The sequence below is a fragment of the Citrobacter sp. RHBSTW-00029 genome, from assembly GCF_014104295.1.
In the GTDB taxonomy this organism is placed as follows: domain Bacteria; phylum Pseudomonadota; class Gammaproteobacteria; order Enterobacterales; family Enterobacteriaceae; genus Citrobacter; species Citrobacter youngae.
The window spans coordinates 3,150,625-3,172,536 of sequence record NZ_JABXRT010000001.1; the positions used below are offsets into that span (position 1 = coordinate 3,150,625).

17 protein-coding genes are annotated in these 21,912 nt (G+C 53.8%); 6 read left to right on the forward strand and 11 right to left on the reverse strand.

Translation table 11 applies throughout. The features are described from left to right. Window positions 1-98: 98 nt before the first annotated feature. From prpE to prpB, 4 genes are all read right to left on the reverse strand, one after another. Window positions 99-1,985: a propionate--CoA ligase gene (gene prpE / locus HV041_RS15465; RefSeq protein WP_165712247.1), complete on the reverse strand. Its 1,887-nt coding sequence runs from the start codon at window positions 1,983-1,985 to the stop codon at window positions 99-101. A gap of 40 nt (window positions 1,986-2,025) precedes the next feature. Next, window positions 2,026-3,477 (reverse strand): bifunctional 2-methylcitrate dehydratase/aconitate hydratase, encoded by a 1,452-nt coding sequence (locus tag HV041_RS15470; RefSeq protein WP_121584258.1) that lies wholly within the window; start codon window positions 3,475-3,477, stop codon window positions 2,026-2,028. 40 nt (window positions 3,478-3,517) lie between these two features. Continuing rightward, on the reverse strand, window positions 3,518-4,687 hold the full coding sequence (gene prpC / locus HV041_RS15475) for a 2-methylcitrate synthase (RefSeq protein ID WP_182294244.1): 1,170 nt from the start codon (window positions 4,685-4,687) through the stop codon (window positions 3,518-3,520). Window positions 4,688-4,767: 80 nt separating this feature from the next. Continuing rightward, window positions 4,768-5,649, reverse strand: a complete 882-nt coding sequence (gene prpB / locus HV041_RS15480) for a methylisocitrate lyase (RefSeq protein ID WP_003021316.1) — start codon at window positions 5,647-5,649, stop codon at window positions 4,768-4,770. 252 nt (window positions 5,650-5,901) lie between these two features. Here prpB and prpR point away from each other — a divergent pair, with 252 nt between their 5' ends. Further along, window positions 5,902-7,497, forward strand: a complete 1,596-nt coding sequence (gene prpR / locus HV041_RS15485; protein WP_048212505.1) for a propionate catabolism operon regulatory protein PrpR — start codon at window positions 5,902-5,904, stop codon at window positions 7,495-7,497. 48 nt (window positions 7,498-7,545) lie between these two features. On the opposite strand, the gene yahO is transcribed toward prpR, so the two are convergent. Continuing rightward, the gene (gene yahO / locus HV041_RS15490; protein ID WP_003021310.1) at window positions 7,546-7,821 is read right to left on the reverse strand and encodes a DUF1471 family periplasmic protein YahO; all 276 of its coding nucleotides are present in this window, start codon (window positions 7,819-7,821) and stop codon (window positions 7,546-7,548) included. A 273-nt stretch (window positions 7,822-8,094) separates the two neighbouring features. Between yahO and HV041_RS15495 the strand changes: the two genes are divergently transcribed. From HV041_RS15495 to HV041_RS15505, 3 genes are all read left to right on the forward strand, one after another. Continuing rightward, window positions 8,095-8,727 (forward strand): LysE family transporter, encoded by a 633-nt coding sequence (locus tag HV041_RS15495; RefSeq protein WP_048212506.1) that lies wholly within the window; start codon window positions 8,095-8,097, stop codon window positions 8,725-8,727. A gap of 88 nt (window positions 8,728-8,815) precedes the next feature. Next, a complete protein-coding gene (locus tag HV041_RS15500) occupies window positions 8,816-10,204 on the forward strand; it encodes a diguanylate cyclase (RefSeq protein WP_048212507.1) in 1,389 nt (462 codons plus the stop codon). Window positions 10,205-10,423: 219 nt separating this feature from the next. After that, on the forward strand, window positions 10,424-11,530 hold the full coding sequence (locus HV041_RS15505) for a 4Fe-4S binding protein (RefSeq protein ID WP_121584255.1): 1,107 nt from the start codon (window positions 10,424-10,426) through the stop codon (window positions 11,528-11,530). Window positions 11,531-11,603: 73 nt separating this feature from the next. Here the strand turns inward: HV041_RS15505 and HV041_RS15510 are convergent, their stop codons facing one another. The 5 genes from HV041_RS15510 to HV041_RS15530 are packed head-to-tail and all read right to left on the reverse strand — an operon-like array spanning window position 11,604 to window position 16,349. Beyond that, the gene (locus HV041_RS15510) at window positions 11,604-12,497 is read right to left on the reverse strand and encodes a MurR/RpiR family transcriptional regulator (RefSeq protein WP_005127925.1); all 894 of its coding nucleotides are present in this window, start codon (window positions 12,495-12,497) and stop codon (window positions 11,604-11,606) included. A gap of 2 nt (window positions 12,498-12,499) precedes the next feature. After that, window positions 12,500-13,447 carry an iron-siderophore ABC transporter substrate-binding protein gene (locus HV041_RS15515; protein WP_115600891.1) on the reverse strand — a complete coding sequence of 316 codons (948 nt, stop codon included), beginning with the start codon at window positions 13,445-13,447 and terminating at the stop codon, window positions 12,500-12,502. Window positions 13,448-13,462: 15 nt separating this feature from the next. Then, entirely contained in the window at window positions 13,463-14,515 is a 1,053-nt protein-coding gene (locus HV041_RS15520) for an iron ABC transporter permease (RefSeq protein ID WP_061067371.1), read from the reverse strand. Continuing rightward, window positions 14,512-15,525 (reverse strand): iron ABC transporter permease, encoded by a 1,014-nt coding sequence (locus HV041_RS15525; RefSeq protein ID WP_048212511.1) that lies wholly within the window; start codon window positions 15,523-15,525, stop codon window positions 14,512-14,514. The genes HV041_RS15520 and HV041_RS15525 overlap by 4 nt, the downstream gene beginning before the upstream one ends. After that, window positions 15,522-16,349 carry an ABC transporter ATP-binding protein gene (locus HV041_RS15530; RefSeq protein ID WP_121584254.1) on the reverse strand — a complete coding sequence of 276 codons (828 nt, stop codon included), beginning with the start codon at window positions 16,347-16,349 and terminating at the stop codon, window positions 15,522-15,524. Before HV041_RS15530 ends, HV041_RS15525 begins: the two co-directional genes overlap by 4 nt. A 446-nt stretch (window positions 16,350-16,795) precedes the next feature. On the opposite strand from HV041_RS15530, the gene HV041_RS15535 reads away from it, so the two are divergent. Together HV041_RS15535 and HV041_RS15540 are read left to right on the forward strand one after the other, a co-directional pair. Next, window positions 16,796-18,958, forward strand: a complete 2,163-nt coding sequence (locus HV041_RS15535; RefSeq protein ID WP_048212513.1) for a TonB-dependent siderophore receptor — start codon at window positions 16,796-16,798, stop codon at window positions 18,956-18,958. 181 nt (window positions 18,959-19,139) lie between these two features. Then, entirely contained in the window at window positions 19,140-19,649 is a 510-nt protein-coding gene (locus HV041_RS15540; protein WP_048212514.1) for a hypothetical protein, read from the forward strand. A gap of 99 nt (window positions 19,650-19,748) precedes the next feature. Here HV041_RS15540 and foxA read toward each other — a convergent pair whose 3' ends face one another. Further along, window positions 19,749-21,857 (reverse strand): ferrioxamine B receptor FoxA, encoded by a 2,109-nt coding sequence (foxA, locus tag HV041_RS15545; protein WP_121584253.1) that lies wholly within the window; start codon window positions 21,855-21,857, stop codon window positions 19,749-19,751. Between the last annotated feature and the right edge of the window lie 55 nt (window positions 21,858-21,912).

Sequence of the window (21,912 nt, forward strand, 5' to 3'; positions counted from 1 at the left end):
ACGTTGCTTTTGCCGGATGGCGCCGCTTCGCGGCTTATCTGGCCTACGGTGCGCGGTTTCGTAGGCCGGATAAGGCGAAGCCGCCACCCGGCAACGCCCTACTCCTCGATCGCCTGGCGGATTTGCTGTAACGATGTTGGATCGTCAATGGTGGTCAGATCGCCAGGATCGCGGCCTTCGCAGATCGCCTGGATCGTCCGTCTGAGCATTTTACCGGAACGTGTTTTCGGCAACTGCGACACGAACCAGACATGTGCCGGACGGCCAAAGTTGCCAATCTGGCTGTCCACCAGTGCCATAATCGCCTTCTCTTCCGAATGGGCGATGTCGCGGTCTTCCAGACTGTCGCTCTGCTTTGGAATGACAAACGCGACGGCCACCTGCCCTTTCAGCGCATCCTTCACGCCGACCACCGCCACTTCCGCAACGTTCGGATAGCTGGAAATACTCTCCTCGATCTCTCGCGTACCGAGTCGGTGTCCGGCGACGTTGATCACGTCATCCGTACGCCCCAGGATGAAGTAATAGCCATCGGCGTCGCGAATGCCCCAGTCAAAGGTGGCGTACACCTGGCGGGAGAACAGCGACCAGTAGGTATTCACAAAGCGTTCGTCATCGCCCCAGATGGTCTGAATACAGCCCGGCGGCAGCGGCCCTTCAATCACCAGCATGCCCTTCTCGTTTGCCGCACAAGGTTCACCGGTCACCTCATTGAGCAGCTGTACGTTGTAGCCGTACATCGGCACGCCGGGACTGCCCAGACGCGATGGCCTGTCGTCCAGCCCGCGGGCAATTGCCATAATCGGCCAGCCGGATTCAGTCTGCCAGTAGTTGTCGATAACCGGGACGCCCAGCGTTTGGGTTACCCAACTGGCGGTTGGTTCGTCCAGCGGTTCCCCCGCCAGATACAGCACCTCCAGCGAGGAGAGATCGTGATTACGGATTTGCGCAGTGGGGAATTTCTTCAGCACACGGATAGCTGTCGGGGCCGAGAACATCCGGCTGACCTGATACTTCTCAACAATTTTCCACCACACGCCGCAGTCCGGATACGTTGGCAGACCTTCGTAAACTACCGTCGCCATCCCCGCCAGCAGCGGGGCATACACGATATACGAATGCCCAACTACCCAGCCGATATCCGACGCGCAGAAGAACACGCCGCCCGCTTTGCCGCCGAAAATGGTGTCCATCGAGGTCGCCAGCGCCACCGCGTAACCGCCAACATCGCGTTGCACGCCTTTCGGTTTCCCGGTTGTCCCGGAGGTGTAGAGAATGCAGGACGTTTCGTTTGATTCCAGCCAGACAACTGGCACCCGCGCACCGAGATGCTGTTGGCGCAGCGCGGCAAAGTCGAGGTCACGCCCCTCGACCCGCGCCATTTTCGCCAAACAGCGGTCGACCAGCACCACATGACGCGGTCGGTGCTGCGCCTGTTCGATCGCATCATCGAGCAGCTTTTTATACGGCAAGATCTTGCCCCCGCGCGCCCCGGCATCCGCCGAGACGATAACCACCGGCCGGGCGTCGTCGATGCGCGCCGCCACGCTGTGTGAAGCAAACCCACCGAACACCACCGAATGAATTGCCCCAATGCGCGCGCAGGCCAGTAGCGTAATGTGCGCCTCGGCGATCATTGGCATATACACCAGCACCCGATCGCCACGCTGTACGCCCAGCGACAATAGCATCGCCGCCGCGACGTTCACTTCGTCATACAGCTGACGAAAGGTAAACGTGCGTTCTTCTTCGGTTTCGGATGACACAGCAATCAGCGCCAGCGCCTCGGGCTGTTTCTCCAGCCAGCGGTCGATGGCGTTATGGCACAGATTGGTCGTGCCGTCGCAAAACCAGCGGGCAAACGGCGGGTTGCTGTGGTCCAGCACCTGCGTATACGGCTGCTGCCAGTCAATACGCTGGGCCTGCTCGGCCCAGAACGACTCCGGTTGCGTTATAGAACGTTGATAAAACTCGCTATAAGACATAATGCTCTCCTGTTGAACTTACGCCTTGCTGCACGCTGGTTTAAATAATGAAGAGATCCATATACTCATTGACCGGCATCTGCTCCAGGCGAGTTCTGTCCAGGGAGACATCCAGGATGCGCTGCTGCTGGCGGGTCGGGAACTGACGCGCCAGGTTGATTTTGAACTTCTCGACCAGCTTCGGCATGCCGTCAGTACGACGACGCGCGTGGCCGATTGGGTATTCCACTACCACTTCTTCAAAGCGTGAGCCGTCGGTGAATTCCAGAGTGATGGCGTTGGCGATGGCGCGCTTTTCAGGGGCGTGGTAATCGGCGGTAAAGGCCGGATCTTCGAAGCAGTTGATCTTCTCACGCAGGGCATCAATGCGTTTGTCCTGCGCCACGCCGTCTTCGTAATCTGCCGCCGTTAAGCGCCCGAACAGCAGCGGAATGGCCACCATATACTGGATACAGTGATCCCTGTCCGCCGGGTTATTCAGCGGGCCTTTTTTATCGATGATGCGGATACAGGCTTCGTGCGTGCGAATGGTGACTTTTTCGATATCGGCAGCGGTCTTACCTGCGGCCTGTAACTGCTCGTACAACGTCATTGCTGCTTCTACCGCGGTCTGCGAGTGGAACTCGGCCGGGAAGGAGATTTTAAACAGCACGTTTTCCATCACATAAGAGCCGTACGGGCGCTGGAAGCGGAACGATTCGCCTTTGAAAGAGACGTCATAGAAGCCCCAGGTTTTCGCCGTCAGCGCAGACGGATACCCCATCTCACCGGTTTTCGCCATCAGCGCCAGGCGTACCGCGCGCGAGGTCGCATCGCCTGCGGCCCAGGATTTACGCGTGCCGGTATTCGGCGCATGGCGATAAGTACGCAGCGACTGTCCGTCGACCCACGCCAGCGACACGGCGTTGAGAATTTCATCCCGGTTCAGGCCAAGCATCTCAGCGACCACCGCCGTGGAGGCCACTTTTACCAGCAGGACGTGATCGAGACCAACACGGTTAAAGGAGTTTTCCAGCGCGATACAGCCCTGAATCTCATGAGCTTTAATCATACCGGTCAGCACTTTTTTCATGGTCAACGGTGCTTTTCCCGCCGCTACCGCATTGCGTGACAGCCAGTCAGCCGTGGCCAGAATACCGCCGAGGTTATCAGAAGGATGACCCCACTCAGCGGCAAGCCAGGTATCGTTGAAGTCCAGCCAGCGGATCATCGCACCGATGTTAAACGCCGCCTGCACCGGGTCGAGCTGGAACTGGGTGCCAGGTACGCGCACGCCGTTCGGTACCACTGTACCTGGGACGACCGGCCCCAGCAGTTTTTTACAGGCCGGATATTCCAGCGCTTCCAGGCCGCAGCCTAAGGTATCAAGCAGGCAATAATGCGCGGTGTCATACGCCACCTTCGAGGTGACCTCGTAGTTCATGACGTAATCAACGATATCAACGATTTCACGGTCAAATTCCGGGCGGACGTTCGAAATATGTGCGGACATAGGGTACATTTCCTGTTTTTTATCTTTAGAGGTTTTTGAATTAGCAACGTTTTTCAATCGGGACAAATTCGCGATCTTCCGGGCCGGTGTAATTGGCGGAAGGACGGATAATTTTATTGTCCTGGCGCTGTTCGATGATGTGCGCCGCCCAGCCGGTGACGCGGGCGATAACAAACAGCGGGGTGAACATTTCGGTCGGGACGCCCATCATGTTGTAGGAGACCGCCGAGAACCAGTCGAGGTTGGGGAACATCTTTTTCGTTTCCCACATTACGTCTTCCAGACGGTCGGCAATGTTGTACATTTTCAGCGAACCACCTTCCTGGGAAAGCTGTTTTGCCACGCGTTTGATCACCTGATGGCGCGGGTCGGCGATGGTGTAAACCGGATGACCAAAGCCAATCACCACTTCTTTGTTTTCCACGCGTTTACGGATATCCGCTTCAGCTTCGTCCGGCGTTTCGTAGCGCTGTTGGATCTCCAGCGACACTTCATTCGCCCCGCCGTGTTTCGGTCCACGCAGTGCGCCAATCGCGCCGATAATCGCGGAATACATATCGGAGCCTGTTCCGGCAATCACGCGGCTGGTAAAGGTGGAGGCGTTAAATTCGTGTTCGGCGTACAGCACCAGCGAAATATGCATCGCTTTTTCCCAGCTTCGCGACGGCTTTTCACCATGCAGCAAATGCAGGAAGTGACCGCCAATAGAATCATCGTCGGTCTCCGGCTGAATACGCTCGCCGTTATGGCTGTAGTGATACCAGTACAAAAGGGTTGAACTGAGCGACGCCAGTAGCTTGTCGGCAATATCGCGCGCGCCGGAGACGGTATGACCTTCTTTTTCCGGCAGCGTACAGCCCAGCGCGGAGACGCCGGTGCGCATCACGTCCATCGGCTGCGAGGCGGCAGGCAGCGCTTCCAGCACGGTGCGCACATTAGCGGGCAGTCCGCGCAGCGCTTTTAGTTTGCTTTTATAGGCGGTGAGTTCATCGCGGGTGGGTAATTTCCCGTGGATCAGCAGATGCGCGACTTCTTCAAATTCGCACTGCTGCGCCAGGTCGAGAATATCGTAGCCACGATAGTGTAAATCGTTACCGCTTTTACCGACGGTACACAGCGCGGTATTTCCGGCGGTAACGCCTGACAGCGCAACCGATTTTTTAGGTTTAATGACATGGGTACTATTTTGCAGGATCGTTGTGTCGCTCATGTTGTCCTCGTCATTTTTATAATATGTAGGGTACAAATTTATTGCCGGATGGCGGCTGTGCCTTATCCGGCCTACGACGGTTACTTTTTGCTATACAACGCGTCGAGTTTCTCTTCGAACTGGTAGTAATTGATGCTTTCGTACAGTTCGTTACGCGTCTGCATAATGTCGATCACGCTCTTTTGCGTTCCTTCCTGACGCAGCACGTTGTAAACCTTTTCCGCTGCGCGGTTCATGGCGCGGAAAGCCGACAGCGGATACAGCGCCATCGCGACGTTTGCGCTGCGCAGTTCATCGGTGGTGAACAGCGGCGTAGCGCCAAATTCAGTAATGTTGGCGAGGATCGGCACCTGCACCGCGTCGGCAAACTGGCGGTACATCGCAAGCTCGGTAATGGCTTCCGGGAACAGCATGTCAGCGCCCGCTTCGACGTACGCCTGGGCGCGATCGATGGCAGCCTCTAACCCTTCCACCGCCAACGCATCGGTTCGCGCCATAATGACAAAATTGGGATCGGTACGTGCATCCACCGCCGCGCGGATCCTGTCGACCATCTCTTCTTTAGAGACGATCGCTTTGTTCGGACGATGACCGCAGCGCTTGGCGCCGATCTGATCTTCAATATGCAGCGCGGCAGCCCCAGCTTTGGAAATCGACTTCACGGTACGCGCCACGTTGAACGCTGACGATCCAAACCCGATATCCGCATCCACCAGCAAGGGCAGCGGGCAAACATCAGTAATGCGACGAATATCGGTCAGCACATCATCTAGGGTAGAAATACCAAGATCCGGCAGACCCAGAGACCCTGCCGCCACGCCGCCGCCGGAGAGATAAATCGCCTGATACCCGGCGCGTTGGGCCAGCAGAGCGTGATTGGCGTTGATGGTGCCAACGATTTGTAATGGATTTTCTTTGCTGAGCGCGGCGCGAAACGCCAGCCCTGGGGAGTGTAGAGACATATCCCGTCCTCTTGTTATCAACTTGTTAGCATTAGTTGATTTACCTAAAGCAAGGGGTATGCCAAAGACCTTAATTTTTCATCAATTTATATATTCACCTTTAAAAACAATGCATTAAAATCAATTTCTGTATCTTTGTTGTACAAAAGCGTGTCAGCTATCGTTTCATGAAACTGGCCTTAACGTTTCATTGCAACATTTATGAAACACAACTAAACCCTAATACTCGGTTCCTTACTTTTTGGGTTGGCTATGGCTGATACGTATCTTCCGCCGCGGGTGAACGACGACAAACCGGTTATCTGGACCGTTTCGGTCACCCGCCTGTTCGAACTGTTTCGCGACATCAGCCTGGAGTTCGACCACCTGGCGACCATCACCCCTATTCAGTTGGGTTTTGAAAAAGCGGTGACGTATATCCGCAAGAAGCTGGCGAGCGAGCGTTGTGATGCGATCATTGCGGCGGGCTCCAACGGTGCCTATCTGAAAAGCCGCTTATCAATTCCGGTTATTCTGATTAAACCCAGCGGCTTCGATGTGCTACAGGCATTGGCGAAAGCGGGAAAACTCACATCATCGATTGGCGTCATTACCTATCAGGAAACCATTCCTGCGCTTCTCGCCTTTCAAAAGACCTTCAATTTGCAGCTTGAGCAGCGCAGCTATATCACTGAAGAAGATGCTCGTGGGCAAATCAACGAACTGAAGGCCAGCGGTACACAAGCGGTAGTCGGCGCGGGGCTGATTACCGACCTGGCGGAAGAAGCGGGTATGACCGGCATCTTTATCTATTCAGCGGCTACCGTGCGCCAGGCCTTTGTCGATGCGCTGGATATGACGCGCCTGACGCTACGGCGAAACGGTCAATACGCTTCTGGCGATACGATGCGCACCCGCTACGCGCTCGGTGATATGCGCGGTCACTCTGCGCAGATGGAACAGGTACGGCACACCATAATGCTCTACGCCCGTTCTCGCGCACCGGTGCTGATTCAGGGCGAAACGGGCACGGGTAAAGAGCTGGCGGCGCAGGCCATTCATCGTGAATATTTCACCCGTCAGGAGAATCGACGCGGTAAACCCTCACCACCGTTTGTCGCCGTCAACTGCGGGGCAATCACCGAATCCTTACTGGAAGCGGAGTTGTTTGGCTATGAAGATGGCGCTTTTACCGGCTCACGGCGGGGCGGACGCGCGGGTCTGTTTGAAATCGCCCACGGCGGAACACTGTTTCTTGATGAGATAGGCGAAATGCCGCTGCCGTTACAAACCCGACTGCTACGCGTGCTGGAGGAAAAAGAGGTTACCCGGGTCGGTGGGCACCAGCCGATTCCGGTCGATGTGCGGGTGATTAGCGCCACCCACTGCAATCTGGAGCAGGAGATGAAACAAGGCGAGTTTCGTACCGATTTGTTTTATCGCCTGAGCATTCTGCGCCTCAAACTCCCCCCGCTACGCGAACGGCTGCCCGATATTTTACCGCTGGCGGAAGGCTTTTTAAAACAGTCACTGGCGGAATTAGATGTGCCGTTTTCTGAGCCTGTGCGCAAAGGACTAGGGCTCAGCCAACATATGCTGCTGAATTACGGCTGGCCGGGGAATATTCGTGAGCTGCGCAATATGATGGAGCGTCTGGCATTATTTTTAAGCGTCGAGCCACAACCAGAACTTAACGTCCATTTCTTGCAGCAATTATTGCCAGAACTGGCGATTGTCGCCGAAATACCCCAGATATCATCATCACTGACGCCACAGCAGGTGCTGGCACAATTCAACGGTGATAAAACAGCGGCAGCACGATATCTCGGTATCAGCCGAACCACGTTTTGGCGCAGGTTAAAAGAATAACCCGCCAGTACAGAGGCTGGCGGGTATTTTATCTTTCAATGCAGCGTATTATTTTTTCTTGTAGATATTGGCTGTGCCATGGATTTTATTATCCGTTTGACCGGAAGTTAATACCACAACATCGGCGCCTTTCTCTTCGGCTTTCTTCAGCAGCTCTTCTTTAGCATCTGCGACAGAAACTTCATTACTCGTTGAGATATCACCGATTTTTGTGTACTGCGACTCAACCTTTTCAAACTCAAGTTTTGTCATAAATTCCGCAGCATATGCGTTGGTCACGACAAAAGCTAATGCACCAATAAGTACTTTAATTCCAGTTTTCATAGACCAGCTCCAGGTTTTGTTATGACGCCATCATCGATCCCTGAACATGAGATAACGCGATTCAAGGATGATTAATAACTAGTCCAGCCTGGATAAAAAATCCACACTCAGCAGAAATATATAGAAATTTTGCGGCACAGAAAAAACCAGCCATCGCGTATCCGCACTTCAACCGGTTCAAAGTTTCAATAGCCAGTGTGAGTTAATCCTCAGAACAGCCAGCTCGTTGAAATTATAGTGTTAACTTTATGAATATTTGAGGAATGGTTGTCTATGGAACCGCTACACGCCGTCGTACTCACCGTCAGCCTGTTTGTTTTAACCTTTTTCAACCCCGGGGCGAACCTGTTTGTGGTGGTGCAAACCAGCCTGGCATCAGGACGGCGCGCGGGGGTGATGACCGGTCTGGGCGTGGCCCTGGGCGACGCGTTTTACTCCGGCCTTGGCCTGTTTGGTATGGCAACGCTTATTACCCAGTGTGAAGAGATATTTTCGTTGATTAAGATTGTTGGCGGAACCTATCTGCTGTGGTTTGCCTGGAACAGCATTCGCCATCAGGCGACACCGCAAATGCCCACGTTACAGCAGCCGATATCCGCCCCCTGGTACGTATTCTTTCGTCGCGGGCTGTTAACGGATTTATCGAATCCGCAAACCGTACTGTTTTTTATTAGTATTTTCTCGGTCACCTTAAGCGCAGAAACCCCGACCTGGGCCAGGCTGATGGCATGGGCAGGCATTGTGCTTTCTTCTGTTATCTGGCGTATTTTTCTCAGCCAGGCGTTTTCTCTTCCTGCAGTACGCCGTGCATATGGTCGCATTCAGCGCGTTGCCAGCCGGGTAATTGGCGCCATTATCGGCGTCTTCGCCTTAAGGCTGATTTATGAAGGTATTCGCCATCGTTAATGCGTAAAGAGAGTTTCACTTGACCATCGTGACGTAATTGTCCGTAATACCGCCTGAATTTTTCAATCACATTTTGAGTGGCTGTGAGATGGAACAGGTTGATCCCGTAAACGACACATTACTCCTTACAGAATGGCGGGCGCTAATACGCCAGACATCCCCTGACGTTCATACGATCCTCACAGGGTTAAGCGACGATGAGATCCGCCATTTAGTGACCGTTTTTTATGACTACATGCTCTCTCATGCGGAGAGCGCGTTGTTTCTGAATACGGAGCAGGTCAGTACGCGACTGAGCGGCAGTATGTTTGACTGGTTGCGCAGCGTGCTCGGCAGCGCATATGAAGACCTCCCGCTCTTGCTGGCAAAACAGCGTGAAATTGGTGTGGTACACGCCCGTATCGGCCTGCCTATCGATCTGGTTAACCGCGGTGCACGTAAGCTAAAAGAAGAGCTGTATCAGTTGCTGAAAAGTAAGGCCGACTACTCTGTCAGCCTGTTGAGCGATGCTATCTGTTTCAGCAGTCTGGCGATGGACACCGCGCTGGAGGCCATGACCGTTTCCTACTCTCCAAGCTATCAAAACTCGCTGCACACGCAGGAGCAGTATCGGCTGCAGACCATTTACGACGACGTCAACGTCGAGCGCGAACGGCAAATCCGTTCGTTTACCGATTGGGAAAATCAGTTTATCTACAACATTGCGACCGGCTTACCGTCCGGTGATCTGGTGTTCCTGGCGGACTCAGATTTTGGTATGTGGTTCTCCCATAAAGGAAAACACATTCTTGGCAGCGGTAATCTGCTGGCAGAAATGGAATCCGTGATCGCTGAAATCGATAACCGTCTGACACAGGCACTCTCGAATCAGCAACAACCTGGCGAAACCGAGCGGATGAGCTTATTGCAGGATATCCGACAGCTCTCGGCCAAAATCCATTTTCTCCTCGCCTCAATGTTTGAAGCGCTGGTCAAACAGGAAAATGGCAAAGACTCGCTGACCCAGCTCCTTAATCGCCGCTTTATTCCGACGATTATGCGCCGTGAAATCTCGCTGGCGTTACATTCACGAAGACCCTTTACCCTGGCAATGCTGGACATTGATTATTTTAAGCAGATCAACGACAGCTACGGACATAACACTGGCGATATGACGCTGAAAAACGTCGCGGCCGTTATTTATGAGCACATCCGCAGTAGCGATTACGTATTCCGTTATGGTGGTGAAGAGTTTATGATCCTGCTCGTCGAATCAGACGAATCGCAGGCCTCGATTATTCTGGAAACACTGCGCAAGAAAATTGCCGAGCTGCGTATCGCCGCTTCCATGACTGAATCCTTCTCTATTACCGTCAGTATCGGCGTTGCCGAATATGACTATCACCCCGACTACAAACAACTGGTTGATAAAGCCGATCGCGCGCTCTATCTGGCGAAAAGCCATGGCCGTAACCGCGTAGAAACGTACCGGGAATGACTGTCGTCCCCCACAGATAAATAAATACCCCGTTCAGGGTATTTATCTGACCTGTGATAAATATCGTGCTGTTATTTTTATACATGCCCATTAGCGTGATAAAAATGGCAGCCGATTAATAAGATGCAAATCAAATACACCATATCTTTATAGCGGTAGCATATCCCGGTGATGAGTCTTCCTGAATGCAGGGGGAAATATGAGGGATAATAAAAGATCATGAACGGGAAGAAGAAAACGCGCTGGCAGCGCCGCCCTGGTACCGTCGGAGGAAAACTGCCGTGGAATGACTGGCGCAATGCCAGTAGCTGGAGAAAAGCCACCCAGTTTCTCCTGTTGGCTATCAATATCTATATTGGCGTGACGTTCTGGTATTGGGTTCGCTATTTCGAAACAGCCGGTGCCAGCGTTTATATATCAAGACCCGGCGGTATTGAGGGATGGCTACCGATCGCGGGCTTGATGAATATCCGCTACACACTGGAAACCGGCTTTCTTCCCCCTATTCACGCCGCTTCCATGCTGCTGCTTGTTGCCTTTATCCTGATGAGTCTGCTGTTAAAAAAAGCGTTCTGCTCGTGGTTGTGCCCGGTGGGTACGCTGTCTGAGCTGATAGGGAATCTGGGCAAAAAAATAACGGGTCGCAACTTCACCCTGCCGCGCTGGCTGGACCTCCCTTTGCTGAGCCTGAAATATCTGCTGCTGAGTTTCTTTCTGTATATCGCCCTGTCGATGCCAGCACAGGGGATTCAGTATTTTCTGATGTCAGCCTACGGCATGATTATCGACGTTAAGATGCTCGATTTCTTTCGTAATATCGGCTCGACGACGCTCATCGTAGTGGCGGTTATCAGCATCATGAGCCTGTTTATTCGCAATGCGTGGTGCCGTTATCTGTGCCCTTATGGCGCACTGCTTGGCCTGTTCTCTTTGCTGTCGCCGTTTAAGATCCGCCGTAATGCCGACAGTTGCATCGATTGCGGCAAATGCACAAAGAACTGCCCGTCGAATATTCCGGTCGATCGCTTAATTCAGGTACGCACCGTTGAGTGCACAGGATGTATGACCTGTGTGGAATCCTGTCCGGTAGCCTCGACGCTGACTATGTCACTGAAGACACCGCCTGGCGCACAATCAAGGCATAGCGCAGCGCCGACACCATGGTGGCGACAAGGTAGGTTATCAGGGTGGACAATGACGCTACTGCTGCTCGGTATTCTGTTTGCCGCCATAGGTTATGCGGTGTACGCCAACGTCTGGCAGACGCCGGTGCCGGATCATATGTATTTCCAGCTGATCCCGAAGGCCAGAATGATCGGCCATTAATGGTTTGATCTGTCTGCCTTTATGCCGGGTGGCGACGCCCCACTACCCGGCCTACACATCGGGTATAACCGGTTTATTTCTTCGCCCCGGATTTACCAATGCCCCGATACAGTTCGTTAATCCGTTTCACGGACTTAATTGAACGTTGCGGCGCAGTCGAAGCAACGGACAGGACGATCATTTCCAGACACACCAGCACCGTACCGTGAAGCGGCATTTTCCCATTCTCGCCGCCACGTGGCACGTTAATCACCACATCCGCTTCTTTACTAAAACGGGAATCCAGCGCGTTCGTCAGTAAAATAACCGGGACACCCAACCGCCTGGCCTCGCGAATGGTCGTCAGCCCTTCCCGATGCGGTGATTTCTGCGCCATCATGATCAGCACATCTCCCCGCTGCAATGCGATCAGTTGCTCTGCGAGGTTAATCCCGGTGCGATTAAATGCTACCGCAGGCAGGCCAATACGGCTGAGCAGACGAGCGGTATAATCCGCCAATACGCCGGATGCGCCAATACCAAAAATCCCCACCTGACGGGCTTCTACCAATAACGCCACCGCCTGGGCAATCGCATAGCGGTTTTGCGGTGTAGAAAGCGCTTCGCAGGTACGCTGATGCCCCTGCAGGACGAAATCAATGCTTGAGTTCACATCGCAAGAGAGCGTATTCACCGTGGTGGTCATCTTCTCTTCTGAGGTCACGCCAGGACCAAACCAGTGCTCAATGGTCTGCTTTAAATCGCGCAACCCGGCAAACCCCAGCGCCTGAATTGCCCTGACCACCGTCGCGTCAGAGGTTTGCGTGGCGGCAGCGATTTCTATCGCCGTAAACTCCAGCACCACTTCGCGATTTTCGTTGATATAACGCGCCACGGCCTGCATGCGTGGCGAGAGTAAATGCGCCCGGGCGCGAAAACGGTCACCATAGACATCAATACGGTTTTTGGCTTTTTTCGCCGTCAGCATGGTTATTTAGCCTCCGGTAGCCATCGTCCGGCGATATGCGTTTGCACCTGCGCCACCATCAGACTGAGCGAGGCATAGGAATTGGATATCGCCTCTTCACGGGAGAGTAAAACGTAATGTCCGCGCTGGCAGGCGGTCAGGAACTCACACCAGCCAGGCATCACCGCATCCATCGCCGCGATTTCATCCTGCGGTTTACCGCCGGTATCGCCACGCCAGGTCGCGAAGACAAAATCGGCATCCAGTTCAGGCAGACGTTCCGCACTGACATCAATGCGCCCACCCGGCGGAATACTGTCGATAAGCTTCGGGAAGGTGAAGCCAGCATCGCGTAAAACTCGCCCCAGGGAGTGATAGGTGTGTAACGCGTTGATTTTTCCCTGATTAGCCTGTATTACCGCCACAGAGATGTGCTGCGTATCTACTGTCCGCTTGAGCTGGGCAATTTCTTCACGGTAGCGCCGTTCCAGCAATGCCAGCCGGTTCTGCGTACCTGTAAGCTGCGCCAGCTTGCGGTAGATTTCCGGCGCACCGCCATCAAGATGATCGATGCTGACCGTCGGCGCTATTTTTTCCAGTTGCTCAATCGGCGTGTTACGGCTGGGTTCGGTGATGATTAAATCCGGTTTTGCCGCGACAATGGCTTCAATATCAATATCCGCCGTGCCGATATACGTCATGTTCGAATTATCAAAATCCACGCCGGTCAGCAGCACGCCGGAACGTAAAAAATGGCTGCCGTCAGGACGCGTTCTGCCGTGGCTGGCCACCGGAGGCACGCCCAGTTCGATCAGCGGGATAGTGATGTCGAGATCGTGCAATGACACAATGCGCTGCGGATGTAGCGGCACGTTCACCACTCGCCCGAGATCGTCAGTAAATGACTGAACAGGCACCGCCGCATGGGCGGTGCAGCCGACCAGCAGCAGCAATGAAAAGATTAAACGCATATACCCTCTTAACAATTACAAACGATCCCGGCGACGCCAGAGCAACAGTAAAAAGAACGGTCCACCGACCAGGGCAATGACGATCCCGGCGGGGATTTGCAGTGGGGCAAACGCCAGACGCCCCACGGTATCGGTGACCAGCACCAGCAATGCACCGATCAACGCACTTCCCCACAGCAGCGCTGTTTGTCCGCCACGCAGCCAGAATCGTGCCATGTGTGGCGCCATTAACCCGACAAAACCGAGGCTGCCCACGCAGGCAACACTGGCGGCGGTGAGTACAACCGGCGCGAGAAAACGCAACAACGCCAGCCGGGGTAAACGTACACCCAGCCCCGTTGCCGTCGCATTGCCAAGTAGCGCCACATCTGAAGCTCTCGCCGTGGCAAATAAGATGATGGCCGCAGGCAACGTCCAGACCAGCGCCACCAGCAGTAGCGGCCAGGTGGCGGCATGAAGGCTGCCCGCCAGCCAGACCAGTGCAGTCTGAACGTCACGGACATCCGCGGTGGTCATAAATACGCCCATTCCCGCGGCAAAGAACCACGACACGCCAATGCCTATCAACACGAAGCGAGGCCGGGAGAAATCACGGGCCAGCAGCATCACCAGTGCAGCGACCAGTGCGCCACCGGCCATTCCTGCCAGGGGCCGCCAGACCAGACTTGCGGACGGGAAAAATAGCACCAGGGCCAGCACCACCACGCAACTCCCTTCTTTGACACCGATAAGCCCGGGATCGGCCAACCCGTTGCGGGTGATAGATTGCATCGCCGCCCCAGCCAATCCGAGCATCGCCCCGCACAGAAGCGCCATCAGCAGTCGCGGCAGTCGTACATCCCAAACGACATACTGTTGCTGAGCCGTCAACGCCTGAGGGTCAAACACCGCCCGTCCGATAGCGGAAGCCGGAACCGGGAGCGAACCCTGCATCACGCCGAACAGCAGTAATGCGATTGCCAGCACCGTCAGGCTGAGGCTGTACAGCACGGTTTTGGGACGAATGACACGAGAAAATCCCCCCACCCGCCATGCACGAAGCCCTGCACGCTGCAGCATATCGTTCATTTCAAAAACCTCGACGCAATGAAAATAAACGCCGGCGCGCCCACCAGGGCGGTCATGATCCCTGTAGCCAGCTCCTGCGGAGCCAGCACCGTGCGGGCGGCAATATCCGCCAACAGCAGCAGCGCCGCACCCAGCAATGCCGACGTCGGTAGCATCTGACGAATATCTTCTGTTACCAGACGGCGGGTAACGTTAGGCACTAACAGACCGATAAACCCCAGCGGCCCCACGACAGAGACTGCCGCACCGCACAACAGCGCAATGGCTACCATCGCCAGCAAGCGTATGCGCAGAATGTTCACCCCTAACCCACAGGCCATACGGTCGCCGAGAGCCAGAATATTCAGGCCCGGCGCGATAGCGAGCGCCAAAACCATACCAGCTAGCGACGGAGGAACGGCGCTTTTGACTGCTTCCCAGTGCAGACCAGAAAGATCGCCCACCAGCCAGGTGCGCATTGCCAACAGGGTTTGTTCATCCAGAATCAGGATGGCCGCAGTAAGCGATGACACCATGGCCGACAGCGCCACGCCGCACAGCGTAACCTTCAGCGGCGTTAACCCCCCCCGTCCGGCAGAAGAAAGCGCGATGACCAACGAGAACAATGCCGCTGCGCCTCCAGCCGCCAGCAATGGCTGGCTTACCCCCGTCACGCCAAGCGCGGTGCACAACACAACGACAAAAGCAGCCCCGGCGTTCAGTCCCAGAATATGCGGCTCTCCCAGCGGATTACGAATCAACGCCTGCAACAGCACACCCGCCACACCTAACGCTGCGCCGACCAGCATCGCCGCCGTCATGCGCAGCAGACGTAAGGAGACAATAATCCGGTGGTCGAAATCTTTCGCGTCAAAGTGGAACAGCGCCTGCACGACGGTCTGCGGGCTGATAGTGCGTGCGCCAACACCCAGATGCACCACCGCCAGAACACACAACAGCAGCGTTAACACGGGGAGTGCCAGCATAAACCGGCCACGGCGACGAGCCAGTGTGCTTGTCATGACCGTCATTGCTCTTGCCCGCCCGGCGAGCGGAACGGCATAAAGAACGGTTTGCCGGTGAGAGGATTCACCGACATCTGCACGTCGACGTCAAACACGTGCTTAATCAACTCGGGCGTGCAGTTTTCGCCATCATGCACGACGCCCTGCAACGTCCCCTGTTTGAGGAACACCAGCATGTCCCCGTAATTCACGGCAAAATTCAGGTCATGCAGGACCACGATCACTGTACGACCATGATGGCGAGTCAGTGAATGCAACAGTTCAAGGATCTCTACCTGATAGCGCAGATCGAGAAACGTAGTCGGCTCATCCAACAAGATGACCGGCGTTTGCTGTGCCAGCGCCATCGCAATCCAGCAGCGCTGACGTTGCCCACCGGAAAGGCTCTCCACCGGCAAATGCGCAAAATCAGCAGTTCCGGTTAACCGGAGCGCCTGCTCCACGGCGCGTTCGTCATCGTCCGTCCATTGCGAAAGCATGTTCTGCCAGGGAAAACGCCCACGCGATACCAGTTCGAAAACGGTAAGTCCTTCTGGCACCAATGGGGATTGCGGCAGGATGCCGAGCTGGCGTGAAACCGCTTTGGTGGGCTGTTGATGAATGGCTTTGCCATCCAGCAATACGCTGCCGCCGTGCGGTTTCAACATCCGAGCCATGGTGCTTAACAACGTTGATTTACCCGAGCCGTTCGCCCCCACCAGCACCGTCATTTTGCCTTGCGGAATAGTGAGACAGATATCGTGGACAATGGTGTTATGGCGATAACCCGCAGAAAGCTGTTGTAGTTCAATGCCCGTTCTGTGGGCGGTATTTTCCACATGCTGTGGCATGTTCACTCCTGCGCCGCCGCATGGCAAAGCCTGCATGCGTAATTCTCTAAATAAAAATAAAACTCATTCTCTTTGTGATCTTGCTGGCTTGCGCTGTAGTAGTCAAGCAATTACACCCTGTAGTTACATCACCTGTTGCCAACAACCAAAGCACAAATAAAAAATGCCGAAAAATCAATAAAAACCATTCTTTTTCAATGCATTGGAAATTAAATACCCTTAAAAAAACGACGGTTAAGTTGCATCAAATCGCCTGTAGTTTCTTTTTCATTTTTACGTTTACTACTACAAACACCCATGATTGAATGATTCTCAATTACACTTCTGACGCCAGTAATGCCGGCTTACAGATGGATAAATGCAGGGCTGGCAAGCCGGGCAATGAATTGAATCAACCTGTTTCCCTGCCCATTTTTGGCAGGGTCTTTTGCGGAATAAATAAAATAATGGCTGAGTTAACGACTTACTTTTCGGGGATGAAAGGGCGGGCATTGTGCTCTGCTCTCTTTCTGGGCATAACAACAACACCTACGGTATTTGCAGCGGAGAAAGAGACGACTCCGCCTAAAGGGGAAGATACCATCACCGTTCGGGCAGATGCGTCGTCTGCCGATCAGGCCGTAACATCGGGTTATCAACCGCTGAGCTCGTCCACCGCGACGCTGACATCCATGCCATTGTTGGATATCCCACAAGTGGTGAACACTGTCAGCGATAAAGTGCTGGAAGATCAGCATGTCACGACGCTGGACGAAGCGCTGTATAACGTCAGTAACGTTGTGCAAACCAACACATTAGGTGGCACACAGGATGCGTTTGTCCGCCGTGGCTTCGGGGCAAACCGTGACGGCTCGGTGATGACCAACGGTCTGAAAACCGTGTTGCCGCGCAGCTTTAACGCCGCAACCTCACGCGTGGAAGTGCTGAAAGGCCCGGCCTCAACCCTGTACGGGATTCTCGATCCCGGCGGCCTGATTAACGTCGTCACCAAACGTCCGGAAACGCAGTTTGGCGGGTCGATTTCAGCAACCTCCAGCAGTTTTGGCGGCGGTACGGGGCAGTTTGACGTGACCGGGCCGATTGAAGGTACGCCGTTGGCGTATCGTCTGATTGGCGAGTACCAACACGAGGACTACTGGCGCAACTTTGGCACCAATCAGAGCAGCTTTATCTCCCCTTCTCTGACCTGGTTTGGCGACAACGCCACCGTCAGTGTGCTCTATTCACACCGCGACTACAAAGCGCCGTTCGATCGCGGCACCATTTTCGATCTCAACACCAAACACGCGGTGAATGTGGATCGCAAAACCCGCTTTGATGAGCCGTTTAATATCACCGACGGCAAATCGGATCTGGCACAGTTGAATGCCGAATACCGCTTCAACAGCGAATGGACAGCGAAATTCGACTACAGCTTTAGCCAGGATAAATACAGCGATAATCAGGCTCGCGTAATGGCGTATGATTCTGCAACCGGAAATCTGACCCGCCGTGTCGATGCCACTCAAGGCTCCACCCAGCGCATGCACGCCACACGTGCCGATTTACAGGGCAACGTCGATATCGCTGGCTTTTATAACGAGATCCTCACCGGCGTCTCTTATGAGAACTACGATCTGCTACGCACCGACATGATCCGCTGCAAGAACGTAAAAGGGTTCAATATTTATAATCCTGTCTACGGTACGTTGGGTAAATGTACTAACGTTTCTGCCGCTGATAGCGATCAAACCATTCAACAAGAGAGCTATTCTGCGTATGTGCAGGACGCGCTGTACCTGACCGATAAATGGATCGCCGTCGCCGGGATGCGTTATCAGTACTACACCGAATACGCTGGCAAAGGGCGTCCGTTCAACGTCAACACCGACAGTACCGACCAACAGTGGGTGCCCAAATTCGGTATGGTTTACAAACTGACGCCGTCGGTATCGCTGTTCGGTAACGTGTCGCGATCCTTCATGCCGCAATATTCTATCGCCAGTTATATTGGCGAACTGCCACCTGAAACCTCAACGGCTTATGAAGTGGGGGCAAAATTCGATATCTTTGACGGTATCACCGCCAATATTGCCCTGTTTGATATTGATAAACGCAATGTGCTGTACAACGAAATGATCAATGGCGAAACCGTGGCGAAAACGGCGGGTCGCGTGCGTTCACAAGGCGTGGAAGTGGATGTCGCCGGTTCGTTGACCACCAACACCAATATTATCGCCAGCTACGGTTATACCGCCGCGAAAGTGACGGAAGATCCTGATTACAAAGGTAAGCCGCTGCCTAATGTACCGAAGCATACCGGCTCATTATTCCTCACCTACGATATTCAGAATGCCTTTATGGGCAATACCCTGACGATTGGCGGTGGGGGTCATGGGGTGAGTCGCCGTTCCGCAACCAATGGCGCAGACTATTATCTGCCAGGCTATTTTGTCGCCGATGCCTTTGCCGCTTATAAGATGAAGCTGCAATATCCGGTCACATTGCAGCTCAATGTGAAAAACCTGTTTGATAAGACCTATTACACCTCATCCATTGCCACCAATAATCTGGGTAATCAGATCGGCGACCCACGAGAAGTGCAGTTCACGGTGAAAATGGAATTCTGATCCTCTTCATCCATTAACCCTGCCAATTCTGGCAGGGTTTCCCGCTTATTCCGCCATTTTAAGATAATTGCACTTGTGCTGTCGTCGCCCCGTTTATACAACCCTAAAGATCACCTGTAATTTGATGACTTTTATTTTGTTATGGGCGACTGGGGACCACAATAATGAATGGGATAACATCATGACTAAAACAAAACTGACGCTGCTATTACCTTTATTTTTAGCTGGCTGTTCAATGAGTGACGGAGAATTAAGAAATGCTTATGCTCAGCATTATCAGCAACCCGCCGCCTATGTCGATATCTATAAGCAGAAAATAGCCGGGATGGATATTAATGCACTGGCACAATATGCCGCCGCAGAAGATAAGAAAAAAATGCGTGGTCAGCCAAGACTGAAGATCGACGAATTCATTACCATTGAGAACGTGCAGGCGAAAGGGAATCGGGTGGTCTACGATTATACGCTGTCCGAGAGCTGGCTGGCGCTGTCCGCAGATAAACAGCGCGAGAAGCAGAGCAATATGAATAAAGATTTGATCTACCGAACCTGTTCGCTGGAAACGGTACGTCTGGCGCAGGCAAAAGGGCTGGAAGAAGAACATAACTATTACCGCCAGTATCCTGACAAGTTAGCCTTCACCCTGAGAACCAGCGCACAGATTTGTATGCAAAACGGTTTTACCAAATAGCCGCAATCCACTATGCCTGATGCGCTGCGCTTATCAGGCCTACAATTTGCACGCTGCCGTATGCCGGATAAGGCGCCAGCGCCGCATCCGGCTTAAGCATCAGAACTTCCACGAAACGCTGCCAACAATGCTGCGCTCGGCGCCGAAATAACAGTATGAGAGCGAATTACAGGCTGCAACGTAACGCTTGTCGGTCAGATTGTTGACGTTCAACTGCGTGCTCAAACCTTTAATACCAATATTCGTTAAGTCGTAGCCAATCGCCAGATCCACCAGCGTATACGATGGCAGGGTGTGAGTATTCTGGCGATCGCTGGTAATACCGTTGACGTAACGCACGCCTGAGCCCAACGTTAGCCCCGCCAGTGGGCCATTTTTCACATCGTAGCTTAACCAGGTGCTGGCCTGATTGCGCGGCGCATAAACGGCACGCTTGCCCTGCTCTTCCGGGCTGCTTTTCTTATAGCGAATGTCGGTATAGGTATACGCCGCCTGCAAACGGAAACTGTCCGTCAGTTGGCTAATAGCTTCCAGCTCTACCCCTTCAGATTCAATTTCGCCAATCGAACGGTACGGATCGGTCGGCTCTTCTTTGGTGGCAATATTGGTCTGATTAATGCGGAACACCGACGCGCTAAACTGGCTATTCAACCCTTCCGGTTCATATTTCAGCCCGGCTTCCCACTGCTTACCTTTCATCGGTTCCAACAGGTTACCGTTCTCATCAGCAAAACTGGTTGGCGTAAAGGCGGTGGAATAGCTGATGTACGGCGCAACGCCGTTATCGAACAAATAAAGCAGAGCAGCGCGACTGCTGAAGTTATTTTTGTCCAGATCGCTGCGAGTGCCGTTTTGCTTATCAATATTAGATATGCTCACCTGATCGTAGCGGCCACCGAGCGTTATACGGAAGCGATCCCATGACATCTGATCCTGCAAATAGTAGCCCGTCTGGCGCAACTTGTGTTTCTCGCGCGCATACATATTGATGTAATCCGGCTTCGCGCCGTACACCGGGTTAAAGGCGTCAATCGGCGGGAACGCCCCGTAGTAGCCGGTGGTATTGTTGCTGCGATCCTGATAATCGATGCCCACCAGCAGACGGTGGTTAACCTGCCAGGTATCAAAGCTACCATCCAGTTGATTATCCAGCGTTATCGCCGACATGTTTTCGTCTGAGCCGGAGTAACCGCGATTAAGCTCGGTTTCATTCAACCAGCCTGCCGCATACACCTGGTTCAGCTCAACGTCGGTATGCAAATAGCGTAACTTTTGCCGCACCGACCAGCCGTTATCAAACAGGTGCTCAATGTTGTAGCCCACCATGTTTTCACGACGATCGTATTTATCGTAATCATCCTCGCCTTCGTAAAAGGTGTTGGAGATCTTTTGCCCGTAATGGGGAACCACGGTGCCGTCATACGGCAGACCGGAGTGGCTACCGCCTTCAGGATCACGGTGCAGATAGGCCATCAGGTCAAGACGCGTTTGATCGGTGATGCGCCAGGTGAGGCTCGGCATCAGCGCGTAACGTTCTTCCTTCAAGGGACCAAACTGCGAGTCCGCATAACGCGTCATTCCACTCAGTCGTGCGGCGACGCGATCGTTATCATCCAGCGCCCCGGTGACGTCAAACGCCGCGCCGCGCTGATTATTGTTGCCAGCAAACAGCTTCACTTCTCCGCCCGCATCAAACGACGGTTTACGCGATGTCAGCGCCACGATCCCGCCCGGAGAGGAACGGCCGTACAGCACGGAAGCCGGGCCGCGCACCACTTCAATATTGTCGAGAAACCACGGATCGACCACCAGCGAACTGTGCGAGTTAGTGTCGCCCATCATTTTCAGGCCGTCGAGATAGACGTTGTCCAGACTACCATCGGAGAAACCGCGCAGCACAATGTAGTCAAAGCGGTTGGAGGCACCAATCTGATTGCTGTACACCCCAGGTGTGTAGCTAACAGCCTGCCGCACGCTGGTTGCGCCCTGCTCTTCAAACTGTTCACGGGTAACGATCGATACCGACTGCGGTGTTTCGATATCCGGTGTGGCAAGCTTGGTCGCCCCACTCTGCATTTGCGAAGTGACAACCACCGTATCGTTTTTTGTTGTTTCCTGCGCCAGCAGAGGAAAAGCCACACTGCCGGTCACCCATCCTATCAGCAGCGCCAACCGAGTCTTCGCGAACATGAACATCTCCCAAGGCATATCTATCTGTAAATGAGAATTATTGCCATTTTTGTATCAGGAGTCGCTATGCCGA

What these genes read in the sequence shown, in the direction of transcription:
- HV041_RS15520 (WP_061067371.1), bottom strand. Translation starts at nt 14,515, where the DNA reads ATGAACGATATGCTGCAGCGTGCAGGGCTTCGTGCATGGCGGGTGGGG.
- foxA (WP_121584253.1), bottom strand. Translation starts at nt 21,857, where the DNA reads ATGCCTTGGGAGATGTTCATGTTCGCGAAGACTCGGTTGGCGCTGCTG.
- prpB (WP_003021316.1), bottom strand. Translation starts at nt 5,649, where the DNA reads ATGTCTCTACACTCCCCAGGGCTGGCGTTTCGCGCCGCGCTCAGCAAA.
- prpR (WP_048212505.1), top strand. Translation starts at nt 5,902, where the DNA reads ATGGCTGATACGTATCTTCCGCCGCGGGTGAACGACGACAAACCGGTT.
- HV041_RS15510 (WP_005127925.1), bottom strand. Translation starts at nt 12,497, where the DNA reads ATGCTGACGGCGAAAAAAGCCAAAAACCGTATTGATGTCTATGGTGAC.
- HV041_RS15515 (WP_115600891.1), bottom strand. Translation starts at nt 13,447, where the DNA reads ATGCGTTTAATCTTTTCATTGCTGCTGCTGGTCGGCTGCACCGCCCAT.
- HV041_RS15525 (WP_048212511.1), bottom strand. Translation starts at nt 15,525, where the DNA reads ATGACGGTCATGACAAGCACACTGGCTCGTCGCCGTGGCCGGTTTATG.
- HV041_RS15540 (WP_048212514.1), top strand. Translation starts at nt 19,140, where the DNA reads ATGACTAAAACAAAACTGACGCTGCTATTACCTTTATTTTTAGCTGGC.
- HV041_RS15530 (WP_121584254.1), bottom strand. Translation starts at nt 16,349, where the DNA reads ATGCCACAGCATGTGGAAAATACCGCCCACAGAACGGGCATTGAACTA.
- HV041_RS15470 (WP_121584258.1), bottom strand. Translation starts at nt 3,477, where the DNA reads ATGTCCGCACATATTTCGAACGTCCGCCCGGAATTTGACCGTGAAATC.
- HV041_RS15495 (WP_048212506.1), top strand. Translation starts at nt 8,095, where the DNA reads ATGGAACCGCTACACGCCGTCGTACTCACCGTCAGCCTGTTTGTTTTA.
- prpE (WP_165712247.1), bottom strand. Translation starts at nt 1,985, where the DNA reads ATGTCTTATAGCGAGTTTTATCAACGTTCTATAACGCAACCGGAGTCG.
- HV041_RS15500 (WP_048212507.1), top strand. Translation starts at nt 8,816, where the DNA reads ATGGAACAGGTTGATCCCGTAAACGACACATTACTCCTTACAGAATGG.
- HV041_RS15505 (WP_121584255.1), top strand. Translation starts at nt 10,424, where the DNA reads ATGAACGGGAAGAAGAAAACGCGCTGGCAGCGCCGCCCTGGTACCGTC.
- prpC (WP_182294244.1), bottom strand. Translation starts at nt 4,687, where the DNA reads ATGAGCGACACAACGATCCTGCAAAATAGTACCCATGTCATTAAACCT.
- HV041_RS15535 (WP_048212513.1), top strand. Translation starts at nt 16,796, where the DNA reads ATGGCTGAGTTAACGACTTACTTTTCGGGGATGAAAGGGCGGGCATTG.
- yahO (WP_003021310.1), bottom strand. Translation starts at nt 7,821, where the DNA reads ATGAAAACTGGAATTAAAGTACTTATTGGTGCATTAGCTTTTGTCGTG.